Annotated in this window: 22 protein-coding genes; 3 read left to right on the forward strand and 19 right to left on the reverse strand. The window is 63.7% G+C overall.

What is annotated here, in order from left to right; all coding sequences use genetic code 11:
* Positions 1 to 311 precede the first annotated feature (311 nt).
* The 16 genes from ACFU5M_RS11435 to ACFU5M_RS11510 form a co-directional block, all read right to left on the reverse strand.
* Complete coding sequence (locus ACFU5M_RS11435) at positions 312 to 617, reverse strand: hypothetical protein (RefSeq protein ID WP_379047604.1); 306 nt, start codon at positions 615 to 617, stop codon at positions 312 to 314.
* A complete protein-coding gene (locus ACFU5M_RS11440; RefSeq protein WP_379047608.1) occupies positions 614 to 1051 on the reverse strand; it encodes a hypothetical protein in 438 nt (145 codons plus the stop codon). Before ACFU5M_RS11440 ends, ACFU5M_RS11435 begins: the two co-directional genes overlap by 4 nt.
* Entirely contained in the window at positions 1048 to 1269 is a 222-nt protein-coding gene (locus ACFU5M_RS11445) for a hypothetical protein (RefSeq protein WP_379047611.1), read from the reverse strand. Before ACFU5M_RS11445 ends, ACFU5M_RS11440 begins: the two co-directional genes overlap by 4 nt.
* A 795-nt stretch (positions 1270 to 2064) precedes the next feature.
* Positions 2065 to 2796 carry an IPT/TIG domain-containing protein gene (locus tag ACFU5M_RS11450; RefSeq protein WP_379047613.1) on the reverse strand — a complete coding sequence of 244 codons (732 nt, stop codon included), beginning with the start codon at positions 2794 to 2796 and terminating at the stop codon, positions 2065 to 2067.
* 329 nt (positions 2797 to 3125) lie between these two features.
* Positions 3126 to 3623, reverse strand: coding sequence for a hypothetical protein (locus tag ACFU5M_RS11455; protein ID WP_379047616.1), 498 nt, complete (start codon positions 3621 to 3623; stop codon positions 3126 to 3128).
* Between the two features lie 180 nt (positions 3624 to 3803).
* A complete protein-coding gene (locus ACFU5M_RS11460) occupies positions 3804 to 4403 on the reverse strand; it encodes a hypothetical protein (RefSeq protein WP_379047619.1) in 600 nt (199 codons plus the stop codon).
* Positions 4404 to 4576: 173 nt separating this feature from the next.
* Complete coding sequence (locus ACFU5M_RS11465) at positions 4577 to 4804, reverse strand: hypothetical protein (protein ID WP_379047622.1); 228 nt, start codon at positions 4802 to 4804, stop codon at positions 4577 to 4579.
* 569 nt (positions 4805 to 5373) lie between these two features.
* Entirely contained in the window at positions 5374 to 5928 is a 555-nt protein-coding gene (locus tag ACFU5M_RS11470) for a hypothetical protein (RefSeq protein WP_379047625.1), read from the reverse strand.
* Positions 5913 to 6770 (reverse strand): hypothetical protein, encoded by an 858-nt coding sequence (locus tag ACFU5M_RS11475; protein WP_379047628.1) that lies wholly within the window; start codon positions 6768 to 6770, stop codon positions 5913 to 5915. The genes ACFU5M_RS11470 and ACFU5M_RS11475 overlap by 16 nt, the downstream gene beginning before the upstream one ends.
* 1 nt (position 6771) lies before the next feature.
* Complete coding sequence (locus tag ACFU5M_RS11480) at positions 6772 to 7083, reverse strand: hypothetical protein (protein ID WP_379047631.1); 312 nt, start codon at positions 7081 to 7083, stop codon at positions 6772 to 6774.
* Between the two features lie 695 nt (positions 7084 to 7778).
* Positions 7779 to 8555: an ESX secretion-associated protein EspG gene (locus tag ACFU5M_RS11485; RefSeq protein WP_379047634.1), complete on the reverse strand. Its 777-nt coding sequence runs from the start codon at positions 8553 to 8555 to the stop codon at positions 7779 to 7781.
* A gap of 97 nt (positions 8556 to 8652) precedes the next feature.
* The gene (locus tag ACFU5M_RS11490; protein ID WP_379047636.1) at positions 8653 to 9810 is read right to left on the reverse strand and encodes a hypothetical protein; all 1158 of its coding nucleotides are present in this window, start codon (positions 9808 to 9810) and stop codon (positions 8653 to 8655) included.
* The gene (locus ACFU5M_RS11495) at positions 9807 to 10286 is read right to left on the reverse strand and encodes a hypothetical protein (protein WP_379047639.1); all 480 of its coding nucleotides are present in this window, start codon (positions 10284 to 10286) and stop codon (positions 9807 to 9809) included. The genes ACFU5M_RS11490 and ACFU5M_RS11495 overlap by 4 nt, the downstream gene beginning before the upstream one ends.
* A 41-nt stretch (positions 10287 to 10327) precedes the next feature.
* On the reverse strand, positions 10328 to 10894 hold the full coding sequence (locus tag ACFU5M_RS11500) for a DUF3558 domain-containing protein (RefSeq protein WP_379047642.1): 567 nt from the start codon (positions 10892 to 10894) through the stop codon (positions 10328 to 10330).
* Positions 10895 to 11105: 211 nt separating this feature from the next.
* Positions 11106 to 11318: a DUF397 domain-containing protein gene (locus ACFU5M_RS11505; RefSeq protein WP_379047645.1), complete on the reverse strand. Its 213-nt coding sequence runs from the start codon at positions 11316 to 11318 to the stop codon at positions 11106 to 11108.
* Complete coding sequence (locus ACFU5M_RS11510; protein WP_379047648.1) at positions 11315 to 12193, reverse strand: helix-turn-helix domain-containing protein; 879 nt, start codon at positions 12191 to 12193, stop codon at positions 11315 to 11317. The genes ACFU5M_RS11505 and ACFU5M_RS11510 overlap by 4 nt, the downstream gene beginning before the upstream one ends.
* Positions 12194 to 12444: 251 nt before the next feature.
* On the opposite strand from ACFU5M_RS11510, the gene ACFU5M_RS11515 reads away from it, so the two are divergent.
* On the forward strand, positions 12445 to 12906 hold the full coding sequence (locus ACFU5M_RS11515) for a DNA-directed RNA polymerase subunit beta (protein WP_379047651.1): 462 nt from the start codon (positions 12445 to 12447) through the stop codon (positions 12904 to 12906).
* Positions 12903 to 13331 (forward strand): DUF4254 domain-containing protein, encoded by a 429-nt coding sequence (locus ACFU5M_RS11520; RefSeq protein ID WP_379047654.1) that lies wholly within the window; start codon positions 12903 to 12905, stop codon positions 13329 to 13331. The genes ACFU5M_RS11515 and ACFU5M_RS11520 overlap by 4 nt, the downstream gene beginning before the upstream one ends.
* Before the next feature lie 18 nt (positions 13332 to 13349).
* On the opposite strand, the gene ACFU5M_RS11525 is transcribed toward ACFU5M_RS11520, so the two are convergent.
* Entirely contained in the window at positions 13350 to 13847 is a 498-nt protein-coding gene (locus ACFU5M_RS11525) for a peroxynitrite isomerase (RefSeq protein ID WP_379047657.1), read from the reverse strand.
* A 116-nt stretch (positions 13848 to 13963) separates the two neighbouring features.
* Here ACFU5M_RS11525 and ACFU5M_RS11530 point away from each other — a divergent pair, with 116 nt between their 5' ends.
* A complete protein-coding gene (locus ACFU5M_RS11530) occupies positions 13964 to 15319 on the forward strand; it encodes a TIGR03118 family protein (RefSeq protein WP_379047660.1) in 1356 nt (451 codons plus the stop codon).
* 48 nt (positions 15320 to 15367) lie between these two features.
* On the opposite strand, the gene ACFU5M_RS11535 is transcribed toward ACFU5M_RS11530, so the two are convergent.
* Entirely contained in the window at positions 15368 to 15868 is a 501-nt protein-coding gene (locus ACFU5M_RS11535) for a hypothetical protein (RefSeq protein ID WP_379047664.1), read from the reverse strand.
* A 282-nt stretch (positions 15869 to 16150) separates the two neighbouring features.
* Complete coding sequence (locus ACFU5M_RS11540; RefSeq protein WP_379047667.1) at positions 16151 to 17209, reverse strand: MerR family transcriptional regulator; 1059 nt, start codon at positions 17207 to 17209, stop codon at positions 16151 to 16153.
* Positions 17210 to 17325 lie beyond the last annotated feature (116 nt).

Raw genomic sequence — 17325 nt, forward strand, 5'->3', positions numbered from 1 at the left:
GATGTTCCTCTGCACCGGGGGGCGCCCGCCGCTGTTCAGCAGCCCGGCTATCTCCATTAACTCCTTTGGGTCGTTGCCTGGCAACATGTCTGACGATCCGTTTTGGTCCGTTTTCGGATTGGCAACGGCGCGTCGCGTTGTGACGTGAACGTCCTGGCAGGCGTTGTGGCAGCGTTGTTTTGGACAGGGCTTCGCCACCGCCACCGGAGGGCGCGCCAACGGTGAGCCCGCCGAGAGACGCGTTGCTGGCGAACGATTGGCGACCAACCGGAATGCCCGTCAGCGTTCCGCCCGAAAAGCGGCTTCTCGCGTCACAGGAACAGTTCCGGTGGGTCGTCGAATTCAATGCCCGCCTGCCGTGCCCGGCTCACCATCTTCCGGTCCCACTCGCGGTGCACGCGCAGCGCCATGCGGAACTCACCCATCTGCTCGGACATCTGCTGTGTCTGCGAAATGGCGAGATCGCTCAATACTTTCGCGGCGTCGGCCTTCGTCTTCGTCATGGTGGCGTCGACGTCCCCGCGCTTGAACCACGCCGTGACGGCCGCCGACAGCACCGACGAGCTGGCGATGAGCACGAGTGCCGCGAAGATCGGCGACTGCTGGATGATGTTCATGGCGCCTCCCTCATCCGCACTGCGTGCAGCATCCGGACGTCCTGCAGCACCTGTCGGCGCTTCCACAGGAACGCGACCCCCAGCGCGATGGGCAGCGGACCCCCGAGAACCGTAGCCGGACCGATGGTTCGGTGCTGGATCTGCAACAGCAGCAGTTGCGCACCGAAGGCCACCAGTGACCAGCCGAGCGCGCCCAGGCCGACCTGCTCGATCAGATAGCCCCAGACGCGCCGGGCGAACAGGCCGACCAGCGTCGCCGCGCAGCCGATCAACATCAGGACGAGCCACAGCGTGCGGAATCCGGATGGCATGGCCGCGGTCGCCGAAGCCGGCGGCGGGCCGTAGATGCACTGCAACAGCATCGAGACACCGAAGACGGCGCACAGCACCACCTCGAAGGGGTCGTGGCGGGTCTTGTCCTTCGGGGTTCTCATGCTGGGTCACCGCTGTCCGGTGGCGCCGGGCTGACCCGGTGGCGCGCCGACTCGACCGCGGGCAGGCCCAGCGCCGCCGCGACGATGGCGAGGACGAACCCGGAGAGGTCGGACGAGACGACGCCCCTGGTGACCCCGTACCCGATCAGGGCCGCCAGCAGCGGGTACAGCAAGGCGCGGACGGGCTCACTGCGCAGGATGGTGATTACCTTGTTCATCGGTTCTTCCCTTTCTTTCTTGTTGCGGCACCGACGGTGCCGTCGGCCGATCTCGGATTCCGCCGTTTCGAAAGCTGTGTGTTCGCGAAGTGCGCTCGGATGGGGCCCGGTCCGGGAGTTCGGATCGTGTGGTCGAAGGCTCACCCGAGCCGTGAAAACTCAGTTGAACCCGTGTGCGGTGGAGGAGGGTTCGTGGTGTGGCGCGTCGGCCCGTATCGAAGCGGTGCCGTCCATGGGAATGCCGGTTGTCGCCGTGACCCGAGGCCCCTGTGAGTTCTGTCCCGAGGGCGGGGAGAGGAATGTAGGCATAACGCTGCCTCTCTGTTTGCTGGTTCCTCTGTGCCGGGGTGCCCGACGCTAGTGGTGGACCGGCTAACTCCGTTATGCCCCAGGATTTGCGGGTCGGCAACGCATCGGAGCATCCGTTTTTGTCCGTTTTCCAGATTGTTGCCACGTATTGACCAGCGCCGGACTTCAGCGCGTGTGCATCGTGCGGCCTTGCCGCAGCGACGTTCTCGTCGGTGTGGCCGGCCGGGGCGGGTGCTCGAGGCTTCGGCTGCCGAAACCGAAAGCGAAATACCCTCGCGCGCAATGTATGTTGTCGATATGCCGGTCTTCTCCACTCGGCAATGGATTGCGTCCGCTCTGCGTCGCCGGCACGTAGGGAGACCCGAACGATGCTGGTCGGTCGGTTCTATTTCGGACGCGAGAGCGTAGAAGCTGGTCGGAGATATTCGGACCCAACGCGATCGGGCCGTCGCCGGAAGTCCGGCGACGGCCCGTGAGCTTTCTCGATCAGATGTAGGTGTAGGTGAGGCCGTTACTGGCGCCGCCGGAACCGGTGACGGTCACCTGGACCGCTCCCGCCGCGTGAGCCGGGGCGACGGCGGTGATCTGCGTCGACGAGTCGATCGTGAAGGTCGTCGCGGTGCTGCCGAACTGCACGGTCAGCGGACCGGTGAATCCGGTCCCGGAAATCGTGACGCTGTTCCCGCCCGAGGTGGGGCCCGAAGCCGGGGCAATCGCCGTAATGGTCGGCACCACGACATAGATGAAGGGAATCCCGTTGCTGGTGCCACCCGGAGCGGTGACGGTGACCGCCACGATGCCCGTGCCCGCCGGAGCGACGGCCGTGATCTGCGTGTCCGAGTCGACGGTGAACGAAGTCGCCGGCGTGGTACCGAAAGTGACCGCGGTGGCTCCCGTCAGTCCCGAGCCGGTGAGGGTGACCGTCGTCCCGGTGGGTCCTTGGCCGGGAGCGATGGAGCTCGAGGCCGGGACAGCGAGATAGGTGTAGGTGACTCCGTTGCTGGTTCCACCCGAGTCGCTGACCGTCACTTGCACCGGACCGGCCGACCCCGCGGGTGCGACGGCCGTGATCTGTGTCGCGGAGTCGATGGTGAAAGTTGTTGCGGTGGAGCCGAAACTCACCGTCAGCGGGCCGGTGAATCCCGTACCGGCAATCGTGACGCTGGTGCCGCCCGTGGTGGGGCCCGAGGTCGGGGTGATGGAAGTGATAGTGGGCACGGCGATGCCTCCTGATTCCGTGAAGATTGATCCTCTGCACCGGGCGGTGCCCCGACTCATCCGACGGCCCGACACTTTCCATTAGCGCCCCGCCACGGCCGACTCGGCAATGAGTCACCACTCCGTTTTTGTCCGGTTTGTTTCCGACGTCGAGCGGGCATGGCTCAGCGGTGTTCTCGTGGATACGGTGTGAAACGCCAGGTGCTCGAGGAACATCCGCAGGTCGAGATGTGGGATGTCCACTACGCGATGCTCCGGCGTAGACCGTGACCGACCGATCGGACGTCGGAATCCATCGGCAACTGCTCGTTCATGGCAGTCGCCACATGTCACGGCGCGTCGTAGATCTCCCATATCGCGAGTTCGGCGTCCTGAGACGGGGTGCCGTCCCACGGATGCGCTGGGAAGTCGTGGTCGACCAGATATGACCGGTACTTCATCTTGGCGGCACCGGTGTCGGCGATGTACAGCGTGCCTGTGCGGATCCCGAGTTCACTGCGCTTCAGAGCACGGGCGACGATGGTTGCCGCAGGACGAAGCCCGTCTGGATTGCTCGACGCTGGTACACAGAGATGAACCAAGACGACGTCCCTACCCCGCTTGTCGGTGGAGATTCCGAAATTCACATCGAACAAGTTGACCTCAGGCGGGAGCCGAAGACTGTCGGCGAAGTCCGCCAGGTCGGGTTCTTCGATCTTCTGCATCGGCAGGCAGCTGGAGATCTTGGCAGGGGACGTCGACGAAGCCGCGGTGCTGGTCGTCACCGGGGTGATTTCGGTGTCAGGCGTGGACCCGCAGCCGACCAGCAGCGAAGCTGTGGCTGTCACTGAAACAGCCGTAGCACGCGAGAAGTATCGCCGCGTGGTGCGGCTTATGGGATCGCCTGATCCTGCGGACATGAACGTTCGTCGGCTCGATCGCCCCATACCGGTGCCCTTCCACTATTTATCTCGCGAGGTCTTCGGCCTCAGGGTGGCCGCGCCCCGGCCATTTCCCCCAACCAGTGATCAGCCCTTCAACGTGCGGATCATGTTCACCAGTGCTTGCGCGGCCTCTCGTGTCGGTTTGTCATCTCGCGTAGTTTGGTCTTCGGTGGCTCTGAAGTGGAGTTCGCCCTTCCAGCCGTCGATCGTGGCGGTGAGGTCGACGTCGAGCAGCGTGGTGGCGTGATCACCCCCCTTGGGCAGTGGCTCGGTAGCTACCTTGACGGTCGCGCCGTCCACGGTCAGGACCTTGGTCGGGTAGTTCTCTGTCGACGCGGGCGGTGTGGACAGGGTGTGACCACTGGTGACGACGCGAAACAGGGATACGTATCCGAGGTAGGGCCACGCGGACCCGTCGGCCTTCTCATAGGAGCACCCGTTGCCGCCGCCGATCTCATCGGTCAGCGCTTTTCCGCCAGCGCCGGCGTCGATCTTCATATTTTCGGTACCAGCTCGGGTGACGAAAAAAGGTTTCGTAGAGTCGCACAACTCCTGGATGGTGTGGTTACTCGCCGGTATCTCGTACCTGTCGGGATGAGTGCGCGAAAACAGATCGCAGGCCGAAAGTAGCACCGCCAGCGTCGAAATCGTCAGTAGCTTTCGCACGTTCATGTCGCCTGCCATTCAGAGCTGGAAGAGTTGGTGTCGAAGTCGTCGGAAGGCTCACGCGGCCAACGATCGTTTGGAAGAAGTTCGCCCGCTCACCGGCGTACCTGCCTCGCCATGCGTCGCGCCACCCGATAGAAACCAATCCAACTCGATCACCGTCATGCCGAAGGCGAAGCGAAAGCTCGGGGCTAAGCCTTTGGCACTTTCCTGGTCAGCTCGATGAGGAACTGGGCAGCGGTCTGTATGTCCTTATCCGTTAGATGCAGGAGGCCATTTGCCGTTCGGGTTTCGGATTCAGTGATTCTGAGTTGGCCATTCCACTCGCCGATTCGGGTGGCCAAAACGACTTCGGTACCGGGGCTTTTTGTATCTGTGCGCGTATCATGAATCCAAATCGGATCATCCAGTCCGGTCATCTTTGTAAACCCTATGACACCCTCAGTCGGGTCCAGGGCCGTCGGGGCATTCCGTAACGATACCCAGCCGTTCGTTCTCTGGCTCTCACTGTTGACGGCAGTGCAATTCCGCTGGGTGAGATTGTTTCATCAACGTCGAAGAGCGGCGCCGAGGTCAAGCCAACTGCGCCCAGCTGGCTACCGAAGAAAGTCAGCAGCGAATCGCACAAGTCGCCCTGTGTCATGGCAGCCGGCGGCTCCGAGGGCGGTGGGGAAGGCGAAGGCGAAGTTGAGCACCCGGTCGTTATTGCCGCAGCGATTACAGCTATCGTCATGATTCGAGCGATCCCAGTCACAGCTGAAGCCTCCAATCAGATTTGTCGCCATCGTTCACCGAGGCGACGCGAAGCACCTCGCGGCGGTTGGCGGTGAGTGCTATGGACCTAATCGTCTGATCTGAAATCGCGGTCACTCCCCCTCGTCCGTCTTACCCTGCCGTCGCCCGGCCTCATGGCACGTCGTAGATCTCCCATACCGTGAGTTCTGCGTCCTGGGGCGGAGTCCCGTGTAAGGGATGCACTGGGATTTCCTCAGCTCTTCAAAGCGCGAATCATATCGATGAGCACTCGTGCGCCCGCCTGCGTGCCCTGTTCATCACCGTTCTTGAACTCGAGTCGGCCCTCCCATTTGCCGATAGTGGCGGTAAGTTCGTAGTACGGCCGCGCAGTGGCGGGGTCGAGATACTCCGGTATGGGCTGCACAATCTCCGCGACGGCCACGTCGTCAACCCTCAGGATGCGCGACGGGCGATTCTCGGATGTCGGTGCCGTCGCAGCCTCATGGACGCGAAACAGCGAAACGTTCCCGAGGTACTCCTTCCGTCCGGGGGTTTGATAGCTGCAGCCGTTGCCGCCACCAATTTTCGCGCTCATCGGCCTGGTCGCGTCGATGCTGACTACCAACTCCGGTGCGTCATACCGAGTTGAGAAGAACTTCTTCGCAAAATCACAAAGTTCCTGGAGAGTGTGATTGCTCTCGACTACCGTCGACTGCTCGGTATCGGTGCCTGGCAGCAGCCCGCAACCCGACAGGAGGAGCGCGATCGCCAGGATGGGCGCGTGCCGTGAATTCACATCGCCGCCCATTTGGGTCCTGGGGCGTCGGTGTCGAAATCGTTGGAAGGGCTCTGCGGCCAACGGTTGTTGAGGAATCCCTTCGGATTATCGGTGGAGTCTGTCATTTTAGTTATATTCTGTCTTTTTGCGCTGAGGGCTTTGACCAGTCGGTCTCCGTAAACGACGGCCTTCTTGATAATATCGGCAAGGGCCTCGATCGCGTCCGAGATCCCCCAGGGAGCTGAGATTCCGGCAGCGATCTTTGTCAGAGCAGCGCTGAAGTCCGCTAGAAATCCGACGATGTCTTGGATAATGCCGGAGTAAAAATCCCAAGCTGAATTCGATATCGCGGCGAGGCTGTCACTCAGCTTATCGCAGGCTGTCTTGGCCGAATCCAGCGCAGTGTCCTGTAATTGACGTGAAGTTCCGTATCGAAGAGCTGCCGCGCCTTGCCAGTAACCTAGCGTGGAACCCTTGTTCACTTCGTTGTTCTGGGCTTCTCCGATCTTCGATTTCAGATTCAGCCATTCCTCGCTTGTTTGCAGAAAGGCGATAGGCGCCCGCAGTCCTTGGAGGCCGTCGTGCAGCTTGTTCAAAAGCTCGCGAATATTACTTTTGATCCTTTCCTTGTGTTCTTGCATGTAGCCGGTGAAATCATCGTGGGTAATCGCCCCGTAAGCGGCTCCGACGGCTCCGCCTATCGTACCGAACAGTGGTCCCCCAAAACCTTCTCCTTCCAGTGCGGCCATCGCTATTGCGGCCTTGTCGAACGCCTCCTCTACTTTGTCTGGCTGATTCCGTATCTCCTGAACTTTGTCCGCGAACTCGTCGAGTACTCTGTTGAGCTCGTCGAGAGACTTGGTGGCGACCATGCTATCCTTCATCCAATTTTATCAGTACGTTTTCAAAGCTTTGGTCTTGTTCCATGTATACTTTGGCGACATGTGAGAGAACATCAGCAATCGATTGCGTCTCATCCCGTCCTTCGATCAGCCGGTCGTGCATATACTGCGCCGCTGCAACCTGAGCGTCCCAGGCTTCTTGAAAAAGCGCCCAGATCACATCCCTGTTGCTGTATTGGATGCTGCTCGCATTATGTGCAGCGTCGGCGAGGTGACCAGACGCGCGATCCCAGGCTCGCGAGGCAGATAGGAGCTGGTTGAGGTCAACCGAGAAATCGGTCATGATGAAGTCCTCATCAGATAGTTCTTGTATTCCATGAGTTCGTACTCGAGTTCGTCGTCGGAGCGGTGCGCCCAGGTTCCGATTTCATGAAAGTGCGGTCGCTGTTGGCGGATCTGATTCGCTGTGTCGATGAGGTCGTGAGCTATGTATGCCGGGCTCGTCGTCGCCGCCCACGCTGGATCGATGCTGATACTGCCTATGCGAGAGATGCTTGCTGTGACAGTGACCGAGGGTGCGCCGAAGTCGGTCGTGGGCCTTGTCCAGTGAACTTGTCCCGTCCACCGAGCGCCCGTTCGACTGACTCGAACTCGGCGAGTGACCGAGTATCGAGGAGCGTGATCAACTGGGCACGGCGGGACGGGGAAGCGCTGAGCGCGCTGAATTCCCCTTCAGTGATAATCGGCGCATCGTGGCGCCAGAGCGCCAGATGGTAGCCGGTCATTGCCGCTGCGGAGAACTCCGGTGGATCCAAGCGGCTGTGAAGGTTTCTGCTTACGTCGACCTCTATCGGCAGTCGACCGTCATCGAGACTCATTGTGAAAAGCCCTATCCCGACAAATCGGGTGAACTCGCTCATTCAATTCCTCTATCAGTCGATACGACTCGCGGTGCCTGTTCTATCGTCTGTCTGTCACGGCAGTGGCCTGCCTACTGAGTTGGACGTCGGGCGAGTGGGTCCGGTTCCACTGGATTGGCTACCAGTTTTCGGGGCGGGTGGCTTCGAGGTGTTGGAGGGCCTGGTCGATCCAGGTGGTGAAGTGGGTGGTCAGGTCGGTGGGGGTGGTGGGGCGGATGGTGATGTGGTCGGTGCGGTGTTCGGTGTAGCGGCCGTCGGTGGAGATGTCGTGCCATTGGAGAACTTTGGTTGGTTTCGTGCGGGTGTGTAGCGGAGCGGTGAGGAGGACGGCGGTGCCGCCGCCGTCGATGGGGCGGCCGAGGAGGCGCTGGTATTGCTCGCGCGGAGTGTTGCGGGCGTTGTCCTGGAGGTAGGTGTCGCGGCGGGGGGACAGGTCGTGGGGGTGGAAGGTGGCTGGTCGCTCGGCTCCGGGGGTGCAGGGAGGGATGGCGTTCACGAGGCGTGCCGGGAGTTGTTCGGCGGGGAACATGCGTGCGCGGATCGGGCCGTGCTCGGTCTGATTGCCCGCTTGGCTGAGGACGACGGCGCGGTAGCTGTCGCGTGCGCCGAGGACTCGGTACTCGCGGATGTCGTGGGGACCGGTGCTGTTCTTGTGCTTGCAGGTGCCGCCGAGGATCTCGATGCGGAGTGTCGAGGCGCCCAAGGTGTGGAAGGCTGCGGCGATATCCTCGCGCTCATCGGCGGAGTAGCGCTGCCACACGGCGGTGCGGTGGGCGGCGAAGTCGTCGCGGAAGGCGAAACGGCTGGTATAGCGCAAGGGGCCGGGGATGCGATCATGTGCGTCGCCGTACCAGAGAGCGGCGAAATCGTCCGGATCCCAGGTCCATTCAGCCATGTGAGGTCCAATCCGGCCGCGTGGAAGCGGCCACTGTCCACCCGCCCGCGCCGGTGGGGACGCGGGCGGGTGCCGAGTTCAGAAGGGTGTGGCGCGATCAGTCGGGTGTGCCGCCGATGACGCCGCCGGGCAGCGTCCTCGGGACCTCGCCGAGCAGCTCGTCGGTGTTCTCCTGAGTGATCAGGTAATCCGGTGTCTTGTGCTCGGATTCGTCGTCCTTGCCGCCGCCGCGAGCGCCAGGCGCCATCATGCCCGGCGTACCGCTCGTACCGCGCACGCCGGTGGTTGTCGCCGCGGCCGGATTCGCCGATGTGCTCGGCGTGCCCGGTACGCCCGCGATGCTGCGTCCCGGTTGCGGCTGGTTCGTTGTGCTAGGAGTCCCGGGACTGCCCGGGGTGCTCGGGCTGTGCGGAGTCGGAGTTCCGGCCGGCACGGTTTTGGTCGGGTCCGTGGTACTGGCGGGAGTCGTCGACGAGGGGTCCACTCCTGCGGGGGTGGTCGAGGTGTCGGTCGCCGTCGTGTCGGAGGATTTCTGGTCCTGCGTCGACTCGTCGGTGGGCTGTGGCTCCTCGGTACTCGTCTGGTCGGGATTGCCGTCGCCGTCCTCATCGCCCGGAGTGCCGGAATCGGTGGCGGTAGGGCTGGTGCCGGGGTCGTTGGAAGTAGGCCCGCCGCTGGCATCGCTTTGGTATCCGCCCGGCGGGGGCGCTGGAATGTCCACCGACGCAGTCGGACCGACCGGAGTGGGCAGCACCGGAATCTTCCCGTCCATCTCGCTGAAGGGCTGTACGTAGAATTCCTTCATCGCGACCCGCGCGGATTGCTCGGCCTCGGACCGTTCGCCCGACAGGCTCCAGCGCGTCGGATGGAAAATGCGCTCCCCGACGGAGAAATCGATGAGATCCGGGAGTGCCTTCTTCGTGTCGGCGATCGCGGTGGCGGCGTCGCGGACCCGGTAGTACAGCTCCTCCAGGGAGGTCGTCAGATTCTGCGCGTCGCCGGTGTACTTTGCGATGGCGCTCTTGGACTGCTCCGCTGCGGGGCCGGACCAGGCTTGGGCTATGGAGGTCTGGATGGAGCGCGCGAAGGTTTCGACGCCGCGCTCCCACTCGTTGCGAGCTTGCCAGTACGTGTCGGCTTGAGTGAACGCGTTAGCGGGATCGAGCGGCTCGAACGTGTCGTTGATCCGCGAGTGTTCCCAGCTGTCGGCGTGCTCGCCACCGTTCGGGATGCGCTTGTTTTCGTAGCCGCTCATTTGGTCGTTCCATTCGGGAGCCTTGGCGCTGAGAATTGGACTCCGACGGGTGGGCGCTCCGGCAGGGTGGTATTCAGCCTGTTGAACTCTGCGGCAAAAATACTGTCGGCCTGCATCATCCGATCCCGTGCGAGCCGGTGCACTTCCTGGATGTCCTCGACGATGCGATAATGGTCTTCCATGATTTGATGGACGCTGTTGAGGTCTTCCGCTCCGCGAGCCTTTGCCTTGAATCTATCGACCAAGGTCTTGCCCGAGACCATACCGTCGTTGCTCTCGCCTAAGCCCCATCGTTCCTGCCGCGAAACGAGCTCCATATATCTTTGAATCTTTCGAATCGCATCTTTGAAATACTGGCAGTCACGGTCTATGTAGACAAAGTCCTCTGCGGACATTTGGATACCTAGCTGGCCCTCCCTTGCCGCGTTCAAAATGTTACCCATCGGCCGAGGCGGCTGTGCGTTGTCGTCACCCATTTTCAACTCCCTCCCGGTGCATTCGATCGCTTCAGCATATTTCAAGCAGAGGAAGGCATCGTTGCTACCACCTTCTCGGCCAAAGTCTTTGCGAGCGCGCAGGTGTCGAGTTGGCCGGTCTTTCGATTCGAGGGAGGATTACTGAGGAAGAATTCGAGGCTTCCGCCCTTCATTTCCACGTTGATCGTGCACACGGCGTCGGGGTGCTCCTCAACCTGCCGCGTAGAGATCGCACGGCGTCCGTTGATGGCATATTCGCGGGTATCTGCGAACTTCTTGTCCCGCACCATGTCGACGGTGATGTTGGTCGTGGTGATAGCGGGTGCGTATCCGTCGGTCTGGACCCATCCGCAACCACGCCACTTGACTCCCCCCGACGCGTTCGAGTCTTGCTTGTCTTTGCCGCGCAGGTTCTCGGAGTCGAGGACGCTCTGCGGGATGTCGGTGCACGGGTCGTAGCCGGTAGGTACGTCAGGGGCGATGGTTGGGCTGGGGGAGGGAACTCCGCTCGGCGCGGCATCATCACCTGAGGAATCGCAGCCTGTCATAACGAGTGCGGTGCCAACGGCAAGGATTGTCAGTCGCCGCGAATTCCACCCTGATGTCATTGATTCCCCTTGCACACCGGTGAGTGTCCCTGGCTCTTCGAGGCCGGACCGGCTCCTCCGCCCCCCGCAGCAAATGTCGACGCTACCGGCGGGTTTCGTCGGGTGCAAGCGGTCCGGCGGGCAAACCGATGTGCGGGGAGTCGTGGGGTTGTGCAAGCAGCCCCGGAACCCTCTGGTGAGAGAGATCCCGGGGTCGCGGATAGAAGCCTGCTCAGGACTGCGACTGGTCGAGTCCGCCACTTATGATGCGGGCAGTGAACGAGTGCCACTCGTCCGCTGGGAACACGAGTGCCGGGCCTGCGGGGTCTTTGGAGTCGCGTACACCCACCGCGCCAGCGCCCAGGAACGCGACCTCGACGCAGTCTTTCTCAGCACTGCTATAACTGCTCTTGAACCAGATGAACTCGGATAGGTCGGTGCTCACGCGGCGTACTCCTTCGCGATCTTGTAGATGAGAGCTCGGCTTCGCTCCTGATCAAGTGCCGATCGCTGAATATCGGCGTACGTCTGGCGATATCGCCGGATCTCGTCGGGCCTCTCAAGATACAGGTCGCCCGTAAGTCCCTGCATGTAGACAACTGGCGGCTCGGTGAGATGGGCGATCGGATGCTTCGGGAAGTCGAGCATCACAAACGCCCCAGCGCCCAACCCCGCGTACGCCTCCGCTGCCAGGGGAACCACTCGCACTGAAACATGTTCTTGTTCGCCTACTCTCGCCAGATGTCTGAGCTGCCGATCCATCACTGACGGACCGCCGATCGCGCGGCGCAGTGCGGACTCATCGATGACAGCTTCCAGGAGAACGGGGTCCGCGTCGTCCAAGCGGGCCTTTCGCTGCCTGAACATCTCGATCCTTCGCTCGACTTCATGTCCGGGTATTGCGGGAAGGTCGACCCAGATGAGCGCACGTCGATACTCATCGGTTTGCAGGATTCCGGGTAGCAGGGTGGTCTGATAGGAAACAAGACGCTTGGCTACCGCCTCCAGTTCCACGAAGAGGCTGAACTCTTCGGCGATGGTGTCTCCGTAGGCATGCCACCACCCGGGGTGCTTGGTTTCCTCGACCAGATTGAGCAGGACGGCGGTCCGTTCCTCCGACGCCCCGTACACCTTGCACAACCGCTCGATGAACAGCGGATTCAGCCGGATCGGCTGTCCGGTCTCGATCCGCCAGAGGGTCTGTTTGCTCACGTTGATCGCGTCCCGCGCGTACTCGGCGCTGACGCCCGTGCTGACCCGCAGCTCACGCAGCTGCCGCCCCAGCATCCGACGGGGCAGGGTGGATCCGGTTGAACTCACGACGAATTCCCTTTCGTAGCCTAAGTATTGGCCGGGTACCTAACTGGAACCGTGTGGCGGGGGGCCTTGGAACCTGGGCGGTTTTCGCCCGATTCCACCACTGAGAACGTTCCCGCCCAGCAATGTCCGGTGCTCTACTGATCGCGACCGGTCCGAATCGAAGAAGTGCTGAAACCTTAACTGCCACAACGGTTACAGGTCCAGCGGCCGGCATATTTCGCGTACCGAACCAGGTGAATAGAGGATGGCGAATGGATCTTGCGGCATTCCAGGACACCCCCGCGTCCCGCTGCGCGTTTTACCGCCGCACCTGCGGGCTGCCCGCCGGGATACATCCGGAGATCGGCCGGATCGTGGTGAAGGCGGGCGTGGTGGGCGGGATAACGATGCCCGACCGGCTGGGGCAGTGCGTGCGCGACGACATGCTTTTCCGTGGCAGGCCGCTCGGCCCGGTCGTCGCGCATATTCGTTCCCGCCGCTGGACTTTCCTGTGCCGTCCGGATCTACCCGACGACGTGCGGCTGTTCGCGGCCTTGTTTCGGCTCGATGTCTCGATCGTGCCGTTCGGTGGCGAAATCGCGCTGCCGTCACCGGCCGACGCGAACGGCGTATTCCGCCGATGGGTGGTGGCGCCGCGTGACACGTTCCGCCCGTCCGGCATGGTGATCGCGAATTGCGTGCTGGCGCGCGCGGGCGGGAAAGGCGCGCCGTGAGCGAGGGCTTGCCGACGCGAAATGAGCTGCTGCAAGCCTGCCGGGAGGGCGCACCGCCGCCGGGACATCCGGTACTGCTGCGGGCGCGCACTCTCGCGGAGTTGCACATGCGCCGGCTTCGCGCGGGCGAGGCAGGCGTGTGCGATATCGATGAGCGCCGGGCCCGGTTGATGCGGGACGTCGATCGTTGGGTCGAGGTTCGGTTGCCCGCGGCGCGTGGCGGGGCCTATCTGCACACCGAGTCGGTCGGCTCGGTAGTCGACCGCCTCGCCCGGCTGAGCGCGTGCGCGTACGCGGCCATGGCCGACGACCAGGAGTGGGACCTGTGGTTCGCCTGGGAGCGACTCGCCGAGCTGGCGATCGCCTACGAGGACCTGGTCACCGAGTTGAACAGTGGACGGCGCCGGTTGCCGAGCGCTTTCTGACAAGCGCTGGGGGCCGGTTCAATTGCGCAGCAGGGTGGCGGCGAGATGATGTTGCAGTGGTTCGCCGACCGCCGCCATCCGGAGTGTGTAGTCGATGGTGTCGCCGGACAGGCGCAGCGACCGGCCGAGGGCGGTGACAAGTTTCGCGGTGCTGCTGCGCCCGATGCCGGTGGAGTCCAATTCCAGGCGCAGCGTGCCGTCCTCGACCGCGAGCGAGCCCTCGCAGATTTCGGTGATACCGGTGGGATGGGCGAGGATCAATTCGACGCGGTCCGGGCGCGGGCAACGCAGATAGCCGGTTTCGGCGTGCAGCGGCCGGCCGTCGTCGGTGGCGCGGGTCTTCTGCCGGTAGGTGAGGAAGGGGCGGCCGAGATGGCCGAACCGAATTTCCTCGACATAGCCGAACGGCTGAATGGTCGGGTATTCCCCCTGCCCGTTGCCGCGCCATGTGCCGAGCAGTGGAGCGAGCGGAGCGATATCGGGATGCAGGGCAATAGCAGGCTGGGGTTCGACCACGGCGAACAGCCTAAACCCGTCCCCGTTCAACCGTTCGGGTACTCCCGAAAATGCTCCACGCTAAGGTTAGCTTCGCCTTATCACCAATGTGGTGTGGTCGGAAAGGAAACAAGAAGTTGAACGGACGTTGGAATGAGTCGCACCGTGGCGGTCTGCCTCGGTCGCGGACCCGGAGTGGTCTGCTGCGCGCGTCGGCGCTCGGTGTCGCGTTGATCGTGGCGGCGGGCTGCTCGGACTCGAAGTCGGACGACGTGCCCGCGCTCGACGGCAACAAATACGTCCAGACCAATCTCGCGGCCAACAACGCGGAGTACAAGGCGCAGTTCACATTTCCCGACCTGGTGAACGCCTGGGGGCTGGCCGACCGCCCCAAAGGCGCCGGTGGGCACTTCTGGGTCGGTGCGGGCGGCAAATCGTTCCAGTTCGTCGGTGACGTGACCAAATCGCCGGACGGGAAGGTGCAGAAGCTCTTCCAGGACGACCTGAAGATCGTCACCATCCCCGGCACCGACGCCGACACCTCGGACAAGAGCGTGGGCAAGGTCACCGGCGTGGTGTTCAATCCGGCGCCGATCACCTCCGATCTGTTCGTCGTCCACGACCAGCCGGTGGAGGCGGAGGGCGGGCCGCTGAACGGTTCGGCGCGGTTCATCTTCGCCACCGACTCCGGCAAGATCTCGGCCTGGACCGAGCTGGGCTTCGAAGGCCGGATCGTGCGCCACGACGGGCCCGCCAACCTGGTCTTCGACGGCCAGCCGCAGGGAATGCAATTCTTCGGCATCGCGCTCGCCCCGTCCGGTGACAAGCTGCTGGCCGCCGACTTCGGTGCCGACCCGCAGGTCCGGACGTTCGACCGCAACTGGCAGCTGATTCCGACCACCGGCTTCGCCAACCCGTTCGCCACCGGCGACGAGATCGATCCGGCCGCCCCGGAGAAAGGCAAGAAGGCCAAGCCTGGCGATCCCGCGCCGTTCAACGTCTCGACCATCGGTAACCGGGTGTTCGTCGCCTACGCCACCACGCAGCCGGACGAGAAGGACGCGACCGCGTTCGACGCAGGCGAAGAGGATTCGCTGGACAAGGACGAAGAGCGGGACGCGAGCGGCAAACCGGACAAGGGCAAGCTCGCCGAGTTCGATGCCAACGGCAAGCTGGTGCGCATCATCGACGACGGCAAGCGCCTCAACGCACCCTGGGCGGTGACGATCGCGCCGGACGGGTTCGGTCCGCTCAGCGGCAAACTGCTGGTCGGCAACTTCGGCGGCGCCGGGCACGTGCTGGCCTACGACGACACCACCGGCAAGTTCGCCGATTATCTGCGCGATGCCGACGGCAAGCCGGTCGCCATCGAAGGACTGTGGGCGCTGATGTTCGGCAACGGCGAGAGCCTCGGTGACGCGGACTCGCTGTACTTCACCGCCGGACCCGATGACGAGAAGGACGGCCTGTTCGGCAAGCTTCGCTTGAAGTGAGCCCGTTCCCGAACAGCCCGCACCGATGAGGTGCGGGCTGCTCGCGCGTTACGGGCGACCGGTCGGCGCCGAGGCGCGGCGTTCGGTGTGCCGCTCGCGGATCGCCGACTCGACTTCGTCGACCGCCGTGCGGATCGTCGCCCCGTAGCCGTCGTCGGCGAGCGTGTGCAGACGTGCGCGGGCGGCGTCGATTTCGCGCTGTGCGGCGTCGAACGAGCTGAGTCTGCGGTAGTCGTCGGCGAGGTTGAGGTGCAGGGACGGGTAGAACGCGGCAACACGCAGCGATCCGTCGTAGTCCCGCGCGCGATCGTCGGAAAGGCTGTCGGCGGCATCCAGCGCGCGGATGTCCCAGGCGAGCGCCTCGGCGGCGTCGTCGTGCAGGTCGGCGAGATAGTGGGCGAGCGTGCACCGGTGCAGCGGGTCGCCTTGCGGGCCGAGCGAGGCCCACACGGCGAGCAGAGCGTCCCGCGCGTCGTCCGGACGGCCTTCGCGGCCGAGTGCGACAGCGCTGGTGATGGCGTCCATGGTGGGGTCGGATGCTGCGTTCATGAGGGTCTCCTTCGGGGGCAGTGTGTGTATGGATGAAGTGGCGCTCGTGGGCGCGTCGGGACGGCCGACCCGAATGCGGGTTGGGACGGCAATCGAAGTCGATGGGCGCGGCCGCGAATTGGGTGCTCGGAGCGGCTGACCGAGGAGTCGGGCGGACGATCGGAGGTAGCCGTGCCGGCGACCGCGAGGTGGGTAGACGGGTTGCGGCGCCGGCCGACAAGAGGTGGTGCAGTTGCGCGAGGCAGGCTGAGGGATATGCGCGCGTGATGGTCGTCCGCGCGACTATTTCGAGGTGTTGTGGCCGGAGGGTCGGACCGGCATAGCCAGGGTGGTCAGGTCTCCGTCGGTCGCGGAACGCAGGATCACGGGCTGATCGGCCGCGATGATGTCGAGCATGAGATCGGGGCCGAGCGCGGTGCGGGCGGCGGGCAGCAATGTCGCGGGGTCGAACGACAGGGCTACGGCGCAACCGGTGACCGTCGCGGGCAGGCGATGCGCTTCGTCAAGTGTAGACGCCACGATCCCGGTCGGTTCGATCGCGAATCGTACTGTGGCATAGGATTTTTCAAGTATCTCCAGCATCATGTCCCGGGCGACGATCGCCCTGGTACGGACCGGCCCCAGTCCCGACAGCACGGCACGGTGATCCGGGAAGGGCTCATCGATGACAGCCGACCGGTGTATTACGCCGTCTCCGGTCAGCATCAGTCCATCATCGATTGGTGCGGCGACGACCTCGCCCATGCCGCGCAACCGCTCGGTGATCGACTCGAGGCCGTTCGAATCGAGCACCACGGACCACTCGCCGCCGTGCTGCCGGTTCGCGACCACGGTGCGGGTGGACAGACGGTAGCGGTCGGTCGCCGTGAGGGTGACGGTATTCGCGCTCGCCTCCAGCAGAACGCCCGCCAGCACAGGAATCTCGCGCGTGCGGGCCGCGGCGGGGCGGACCTGCTCGAGCGCCTCCGTCAGCACCGCCGCATCGACCACCACATGAGCGCCGAGGGACTGTGCGACCATCGCGGCGACGCGTGCGGCCTCGTGCGCTCTGCGCGTCAGTTCCGCCACGTGACGGTCGAGCAGGCAGCGTGCCCGCTCGGCGTCGCCGGCGAGAATCTCCGCGATCGCCTCCAGCGGCAGATCGATCGCCCGTAGCTGCCGGATGAGTGTCGCCCGCTCCCGCTGCGCCTCGGTGTAGTAGCGGTATCCGGTCAGCGGGTCGACCCGAGCTGGGACGAGCAGGCCGCAGTCGTCGTAGAACCGCAGCGCGCTCGCCGTGAGCCCGCTGGCCCGCGCCAGCACTCCGATCGTGATCAACCCTTGGGGCTCCGAACTCGTCACCCGGCCATCATGGGGCCTCAACCAACTCGAAGGTCAACCCCGACCTCTCGGTGCAACTCGCCAGCTCACACACTTCACCGAAAAGTCTCGAGCTCGAATGCGGGCAAGCTGCCGGC

Origin of the sequence: Nocardia sp. NPDC057455, assembly GCF_042802775.1 — a bacterium.
In the GTDB taxonomy this organism is placed as follows: domain Bacteria; phylum Actinomycetota; class Actinomycetes; order Mycobacteriales; family Mycobacteriaceae; genus Nocardia.

Coding starts and splice junctions, on each gene's coding strand:
- ACFU5M_RS11435 (WP_379047604.1), bottom strand. CDS start 617: ATGAACATCATCCAGCAGTCGCCGATCTTCGCGGCACTCGTGCTCATC.
- ACFU5M_RS11440 (WP_379047608.1), bottom strand. CDS start 1,051: ATGAGAACCCCGAAGGACAAGACCCGCCACGACCCCTTCGAGGTGGTG.
- ACFU5M_RS11445 (WP_379047611.1), bottom strand. CDS start 1,269: ATGAACAAGGTAATCACCATCCTGCGCAGTGAGCCCGTCCGCGCCTTG.
- ACFU5M_RS11460 (WP_379047619.1), bottom strand. CDS start 4,403: ATGGCAGGCGACATGAACGTGCGAAAGCTACTGACGATTTCGACGCTG.
- ACFU5M_RS11465 (WP_379047622.1), bottom strand. CDS start 4,804: ATGACCGGACTGGATGATCCGATTTGGATTCATGATACGCGCACAGAT.
- ACFU5M_RS11470 (WP_379047625.1), bottom strand. CDS start 5,928: ATGGGCGGCGATGTGAATTCACGGCACGCGCCCATCCTGGCGATCGCG.
- ACFU5M_RS11475 (WP_379047628.1), bottom strand. CDS start 6,770: ATGGTCGCCACCAAGTCTCTCGACGAGCTCAACAGAGTACTCGACGAG.
- ACFU5M_RS11480 (WP_379047631.1), bottom strand. CDS start 7,083: ATGACCGATTTCTCGGTTGACCTCAACCAGCTCCTATCTGCCTCGCGA.
- ACFU5M_RS11485 (WP_379047634.1), bottom strand. CDS start 8,555: ATGGCTGAATGGACCTGGGATCCGGACGATTTCGCCGCTCTCTGGTAC.
- ACFU5M_RS11490 (WP_379047636.1), bottom strand. CDS start 9,810: ATGAGCGGCTACGAAAACAAGCGCATCCCGAACGGTGGCGAGCACGCC.
- ACFU5M_RS11495 (WP_379047639.1), bottom strand. CDS start 10,286: ATGGGTGACGACAACGCACAGCCGCCTCGGCCGATGGGTAACATTTTG.
- ACFU5M_RS11500 (WP_379047642.1), bottom strand. CDS start 10,894: ATGACATCAGGGTGGAATTCGCGGCGACTGACAATCCTTGCCGTTGGC.
- ACFU5M_RS11515 (WP_379047651.1), top strand. CDS start 12,445: ATGGATCTTGCGGCATTCCAGGACACCCCCGCGTCCCGCTGCGCGTTT.
- ACFU5M_RS11535 (WP_379047664.1), bottom strand. CDS start 15,868: ATGAACGCAGCATCCGACCCCACCATGGACGCCATCACCAGCGCTGTC.